A 7,613-nucleotide genomic window follows, 5' to 3' on the forward strand; every position below is an offset into this window, starting at 1 on the left:
AATCAGTCTATAACATCACGAATTTTCGTCATATGTTGACCTCTTGCCGTATAGTTTAGACCTGTAATTTGTACACCTTTATTATCACCAATATGAATCATTCTTTGATTCCCCATATAAATTGCAACGTGCCCTGGGTTTTCATAGAAAATAAGATCCCCTGGTTGTGCATGATTGATATCTGGTACTTGTTTACCTTGTCCGACTTGAGCACCTGTCCAATCTCCAAGTTGTACACCTATGCTTGTTCTAAAGACATACTGCGTAAATCCTGAGCAATCTGAAGAGCCACCTGGTGGATTACGGTCTCCTAATACATATCTGACTTTTCCTTGCCCTAGCCATTTTTTCGCTTCTTCCAGTACCTTTTGTCGTTTAGCATTTGTCATGGTAGGAGAACCACCAGATGATAACCCTGGATCATCATTTTTCTTAAAGAACTTCATTGGATCCATCGGTTGATCGTTTATACGAATTTGGAAATCTAAATGGACAGCGTATCCAAGCATGTTCAGAACACCACCAACATAGTTAGAACCACCCATTTCCCCGATAATTTGTCCTTTTGTTACCATAGTTCCTGGAGTAACTGAAATCTTACTCAAGTGTAAATAACGGGATACAATGCCATTTCCATGGTCAATATAGACACCTAGACCACCGTAGTTTACATATCCTGTTTGAGCTGTAACTATTCCTGCTTCCATCGACCATACAGGGTCTCCTGGTTTTCCAGCGGTCATGGCTCCAATATCTACAGCATTATGCGGTTTGTTATTATGAATTTCATCAAATGTACCTGTAATACGTCCTGATTTCGTTGGCCATTTCCAACCTTTATCAGAAATCCATTCTCCATCTCCATTTGCTACACAACCTAAATCGTTGTAATATTTTAAAACTTTGGAAACATATGTAAAATCTCCATAACACGCATTTACCTTGGTTCGAAAGTTATTCGGATCGGAGCAACCACCTGGATTTAAATGATTCTTACTTCTTGAGAACTCAATAGCTGTTTCTTCTGAATAGCCACCCTTTGCTAAAGCGTAACTAATAAAACCTTCGCCAAAGTTGTATGACTGCAAAGCGAGTGCAATGTCACCATTGGCCTTTCCTAGTACATCTTTAAATTCCCGTACACCTGCTTCTATAGAAATATTGGGATCTTTAATACACCCTACACGAGCATTTCCCTTTACACCAATACAAGATGAGCTCATGTCTCCATATTGCCCCTCTGATGCCTGCATCGGGTCATTTCCTGCTCCACCTGATTCCTGCATCATTTGGGCAGCCAAAATACCAACATATTGAGCAACACCATGTTTTTCTGCCATTTCTTTAATTTTTGGAAGATATCCTGTAACTTTTGCATTAAGATTGACAGGCTCCCCGCCAGGGCTCACATTACCTACACACATACCACCAACAAAATTACTAGAAGGTGCTAGATGTCCATATATACCTTCTAACATCCCGGCTTCTAATATCTCACGCGCACGCTCTTTTTGACTTTTACTAAACTTTGCGAGTTCCATAGCTTTCTCTAGCCCATGAGAAGATGTTGTCACTTTTTTACTTCCACTCGCATTAATCTCATCTATTTTTTTCTTAAAATCTGTATCTCCTAATATCTTTTTTACATCTGGTCCGGAGTAACTTTCAGATTTTGTTTTTTGCATCTCCTTTTTCTTTTTTTCGCAAGGACCATTGGGTCCCGCCTCGCATACCTCATTTTCCGTATATTCTTCATATTGGATATCCAAGAAATATGATATAGCATCATGCGGATCTTTACCAGTTAAATCATTATCATATCGTGCCATGTCAAAGGCGACGACCTCTTTCCAATCCACATTCAAAGCCATTGAGACTTCCATATATTTTTTTACTTGTTCCTCTGTCTTACCTTCATCATCGGTAAAAGGTACAAAAGAGACTAAAATCACACACACAGCAATAATTACTCCCATTACCAAAGCGGCAGGTACTCCAACCGCTGCTACAACAGCACCCACAATTTTTAAAATACCTGCTTTTAGCATTTTGGCAGCAGCTTTCGCTGCCGCCTTTCCTGCTTTCCCTGCTAATTTTGCCATCTTCCCACGCGCTTGTATCCCTTTTTTCTTAATAAAGTGGGAAGCTACATCTTTTAAAGGATTACTTTTTTTCTGTTCATTGGGATCGTTAGGATTTTGACTCATAGACTTATCACACCATATTTTCCATTTTGAGAATTTCTTCCTCTTCGCTGTGCTAAGCGAGGATTTGGTGCAAATGGAATCAGATTTTGTGGGTCATGTTCTGATAAATTCAAATGCGTTTCTGTACGGACTACTTCGTCCTGTGTTTGTGTTACTAAGATTTCTTCTCTTGGCTTAATACTACTGTCTTTCACTTCACAAGCTCTTTCAATCCTTTGGTTTTCTTGTAAACGCGTATCTCCTTTTCCGAATGGCGAAATACGTGACACTGTACCGTCTGTTGTTGTCGCAACCATGTAACTACGATCTCTTTCTACCACCATTTGTACATTCTTATAGCCACCTTCGTCTAAATCAGACATATAGAAGTGACCATTGTCTACCTTGTGATTTACCGTAAGTGGTGGTTCATTAAATACCGGTTTCTGTTGTAACGGTCTATGATTTGGGTTTCCTACTAATTGATTTGGATTTACATTGATCGAGCGATTGATATTGATTTTTCCACCACTTGAATCTTGTATATAGGCTGGAGATGCTTTCGCACCATTACGATACTGCGTTAATTGTCCATCTGAAATATTTAAGTCCTGATATACGACTTGTCCAGAACGTATACTACTATCTCCACTACCATAACGAGATACAACTTGCGTCATACCACTAGCGTCTTTTGCTTCAATCCAAGATTTATTATTTGTCGTCACAAGACGTACTGCACCTTTTACAACCGATTGCGCGCCTGTATGATCTGTTGTTGTCGGTACCATCTGTTGAATTTCCTGAATCTCTTTTGCTTCTGTACGAACTGCACTGTTATACGGATTATGTTTACTTACCATACGTGCAGTTGCTTGATAAGCACCCGCACCACCAATCACACCTGCGGCGTAACTTAAGCCTTTTGTCACATTATAGTGACGCTCTGCTGCATTCCCACCTAATGATGTATTAACTGCAGCAGTAGTCCCACTTATCACTCTTTGTACTGCATTTCCTCCGGATTGCTGTACAGCACTCGCAGCACTAAAGTATGCATTTGATACCGTATCAATGCGATCCGTAAGCATAAGGTGTTTCGCACCTTCCATTACACTCATGCCAAGTTTTGTACTTTGCTGTGTCATGCGTCCCACTGCAGATGTTGGGATAGACATTTTACCAGCACTTTGTGCAATATTTGCTACACTTGTAGATGCATCTGCATAAGACCGTTCAATTTCCGCAACGGAAAGATCTCCTGCATGTGCAATACTCGCTTGTGTTTGTGTCGCAGCATATACAGCTTTATTAATTGCGCCACCTGTTGCAACGCCATGTGAACGAACACCTTGAATCGCACTAGTAATTCCAGAACCTACTTGTTGACTCACTGTTCCAAGACTTGCATGGCTTTGTAATCCTTTCGTTAATTGCGAAGCAAAGGCATCTTTATTAATATACGATTGATTATGTAGACTCTTACCACTCGTATCTTTCGCCTGTACGGGCATTGCTCCCGCTTGTACTGCCGCTTGTTGTGCGACTGCTTTAAATTCATTTCCTTTTTCATTCAGGTGCGATTGCCAAGCTTGCTCTTTTTGTGGTTGAGACATAGTTGGAGACAAGTTTTTCATAAAGCTTGCCTGTTGTTCTGCTGCATAGCCCTGTTTAAAGGATTCTGTAGAGGCTTGTACCAGGTTCCCAACATTACTTACTTGTTTTGCTTGCCGGCTTCCTGTTCCACTTGTCAAACCGTGCGTTTTCACGCCGTTGACTGCCTTCTGAATGCCTGCCACACTAGATACACCCATAGCATTTAAACCAGGATTTTTTTGTAACTGTTGTGATAAATGAGACGCGAAAGCTTCTTTATTCGCATAGTTTGTACCGTCTTTTTGCTGTACAATACCAGCTGATGCTGCCGCTTGTTGCGCATGATTTTGAAATCCTTGTACTTTTTGATCTAAATGCTTATTCCATGCTGCTTCTTTTTCTTGTTGCGGCATATCTGCAGGGAATTGTTTCATAAATCCAGCCTTATGGTCTGCGCTATACGCTTTCTTAAATGCAGCAGTAGAAGTACCGACAAGAGCACCGACTTGTCCCATATTTTGATGGCCACTTTCTAACGTTTCTCCTTTTACATCCTCGACTGCTTTTCCGACTTTTCCTAATGCAAGTCGGGAAGCAAACGCATCTTTATTCACATAGGACTTATCAAACAGATTATTTCCTTGTTTGTCCTTCGCATCAACTGGCATGGCTCCTGCTTTTGTTGCAGCTTGTTCTGCGTGGTTTCTAAATCCTTGTACTTTTGTGTTCAGATGGTCGTTCCAATGTTTCTCTTTCTCTTCCGCTGACATGTTTTCTGGTAATTGACTCATGAATGTATCTTTATGGTCTGCCTCATAACCCTTTTGGAATGCATTCGTTGCAGCGTTTACTAAATCTCTAGCATTTCCATATGATGTAGCGGTTTTCTTCATATTTTGTAAATCTTGTTTCCGCTGATTTGAGAAACGAGACATTTGATCACTATTTGTTTTCGCTACTTTTTTAGCAATCTCCGCATCAGATGCGCCAGGGAATGCTTGTTTTAAACGACTTGCGACTGCAGAATCTGGATTATCAGCTTTCCAATTTTCAAAGTCTTTTGTAGCTAAATCCTGTGCGATATCTTCATCGGTTAGTTCCGGATAAGATTCGCCATTTAGATTTGAATAAGTATCCGCACCCTTCTTTACACTGGAACCAATATGTTTTCCTAAAGCTACAGCTCCTTCGCCGACTGCAGCAACACTTCTACCAGCCACTGCACCAGGAGCACTACCTAATGCACTTCCAACTTGCGATCCTGCTACCATCGCTCCCGGTCCAAGACCAGCTCCCGCTGCCATACCTGCAAGTCCTGTCGCTGCTTTACCAATTGAACTTCCAATTTGACCAGCTTTTAACATACGAGCTGCACGAGATGTTGTACCAACATCTGTCCCTAAATTCGCTCCTAATGCATCTTTCGGGTTATCCGCATCTTCTTTATTATCTTTCTCTCCATCTTTCTTTTCTTTCCCTTTATCTTTTGCACTACGGTAGTCGTCACGAACACCTTTAACCAATCCAGCCACACTTGCTAAAGCACCCATACCCATCATCGTACCTGCTCTATGAATACCAGCGGATGCATTGGTGCTAAGGCCAATAAAACTTTTCACGATTTCACCAACTGGGATAAACATCGCAAGTAATATTAATTTTATAATAGGATTTTGCGCACCCCCAATAAGTGTAATAACTAACCATAGGGTAATTGCGTGAATCGCTTGAATTAATACTGCACCCATAAGTTCACGAATCCAATATAACGTCTGTTGTTTCTTTTGTGGGAACATCCACATTCCTACCATTACAGGGCCTAGTAACATTAATACGTACAGTGTCACAGCACGCATTAAATAGTAAAAGTTTGCCCATATCATTAATCCAGCTTCAATAAATAGTCCGAATATGATAAACATATAATCATTTTTATGGTCTTTCATTGAAAGTTCTGTAATCGTCTTATTGTCTGCCAGTCCATTCTTTAATAGAGGTATTTGCTGATCTGGGTTAAAATTCCCTAACGCCTCTTTAAACTCTAATATAATCCAAGAATTTAGATCAAAAATAAAATTATAAAAGAAATCTAAATGCCAGAGGCAAATCGAGATAATCATTAAGTCTTTTGCATATTCAATTAATGCCGTGCGATTATTTGGATTCAGAGTCGTTGCTGAATATTTTGCTGCTGTAATTACTACACTGACGAGAACACAAAAAGCAACAAGTTTAAACATGACAGGCATACCGGTATCTAATACATTCGTAACTGCATTCTTCTCATATAAAAAATCTAGATTAGATTTATCTCCACCAAAGACTAGAACTGGAATAGTATCCATAAATCCATAAATAGGCGCTAGTAGGGCCTTTACCATATGGATAACAAGGCCTCCGACCCAATCTATTATTTTCTCAAGCATAATTTCACCTTCCTTTACAAAGGTCCGCTACTATCCTGCGTACCCTTGTACTTTCTTCATATTGTTTAAAAGCTCTTGAAGTACCGCTTCATTCGATTCAATAAACATCATTTCTTTATCTGATGGATCTGTTTGAATCCAAACCGAACTATCTCCTACACGGAAGATTCCTTCTCCTTTTCCAGGGTTGTTTAGGATAATATCTAACTCCCCAGCAGTTAAGTTAAAGTTCTCTTGAATCTTTTTCTTATCAATCTTATTTTGCTCTAAGAAGAAATAAGAAAAAGTAGATTGCAAGATACCGCGAGCTTTTACATTTTCTAAAATACGAACAAAGTCCTGACTCGCCCAACACATACCAGCATTTCTTTTACGTGAACGACGTGCTACTTTTTCTAAGAAGTTTACCGTTTGTTCATAATCGATAAACTGCCACATCTCATCCACATACAGTACTTTTCGTTTGATAGCGTGTTCTGGACTCTTAATCCAGTGCTCCCAAATATAGTTCAAGATAACGTGGAAAGCGATTGGTTTTAAGAATCCTTCTTCTAAATGACTAATATTAAAGTTAACAACACGTGATTCATTTAACTGTGTTTCTACACCACGACCAAAATGACTTTGCCCATCAAATAATGGTTTTGACCCATCCCGTAAGAACGGACGAATCGCAGCGATTAACTCTTCTGCCTTCACATCGTCTCCATGATGTTCTACTATGACATCGTAGATTTCTTTTAACTCCGGCTCTGGCTTTCTTACTTGAGACTGAATTAATTGTCCATCCACCTTCTTCACTTCATCTGTATATAAAGAAGAAGGATGTGAAGTAATACCATGTTTATCAAACACTTCACGGATTGCATCTTCTAGCATCGTACGTTGGAATACATTTAATCCTGGTTGATCAAAGTCTTGGCCACGAATAATAATGTCAAAGAATCCTAGTATTTCATTGATTTTCTCTAAAATTGGTACAAATCTCACATACTTTACGCCATCACGTTCTACGAGTTCTTTCTTATCATATTGTTCAAGTGCTTCTAGTTCTTCATCTTTATCCGTAATCTGAAGCTCTGTTACAGCGATTGCACAAGGGTTAATAATTATATTACTTTCAGGAGAAATGTTTAGATTAATACCACCTAAACGTTTTGTAATTTTTACAAACTCTCCCTCTGGATCGATAATCATTGCATGTGTATCTGCAAGTGATGTTTCACGAGCGAGCTTCATTTTTAAAAGTAAACTTTTCCCGGAACCTGAAATTCCTGTCACACCAATGTTATAGTTTGGTGGACGATAATCTGCATTCCCGAATGAATTTAAAAATTCTACTTGGCCAGTAATTTTGTTCTTTCCTATTGGTATACCACCGTTAAATCTTCCGGATCCTGATACA

At 39.5% G+C, this 7,613-nt stretch carries 3 protein-coding genes; all 3 read right to left on the minus strand.

Annotation, left to right across the window (positions count from 1 at the left end; all coding sequences use genetic code 11):
* Nucleotides 1–2 precede the first annotated feature (2 nt).
* On the minus strand, nt 3–2,207 hold the full coding sequence (locus ACTFRM_RS21375) for a lysozyme family protein (RefSeq protein WP_440043588.1): 2,205 nt from the start codon (nt 2,205–2,207) through the stop codon (nt 3–5).
* A complete protein-coding gene (locus ACTFRM_RS21380; protein ID WP_440043590.1) occupies nt 2,204–6,208 on the minus strand; it encodes a hypothetical protein in 4,005 nt (1,334 codons plus the stop codon). The genes ACTFRM_RS21375 and ACTFRM_RS21380 overlap by 4 nt, the downstream gene beginning before the upstream one ends.
* Before the next feature lie 30 nt (nt 6,209–6,238).
* On the minus strand, nt 6,239–7,613 hold a 1,375-nt coding region (locus ACTFRM_RS21385; RefSeq protein WP_440021228.1), incomplete at its 5' end, for a VirB4 family type IV secretion system protein.

It is taken from the genome of Bacillus cereus group sp. MYBK227-1, assembly GCF_051916325.1.
Taxonomy (GTDB): Bacteria; Bacillota; Bacilli; order Bacillales; family Bacillaceae_G; genus Bacillus_A; species Bacillus_A cereus.

Coding starts and splice junctions, on each gene's coding strand:
- ACTFRM_RS21375 (WP_440043588.1), bottom strand. CDS start 2,207: ATGAGTCAAAATCCTAACGATCCCAATGAACAGAAAAAAAGTAATCCT.
- ACTFRM_RS21380 (WP_440043590.1), bottom strand. CDS start 6,208: ATGCTTGAGAAAATAATAGATTGGGTCGGAGGCCTTGTTATCCATATG.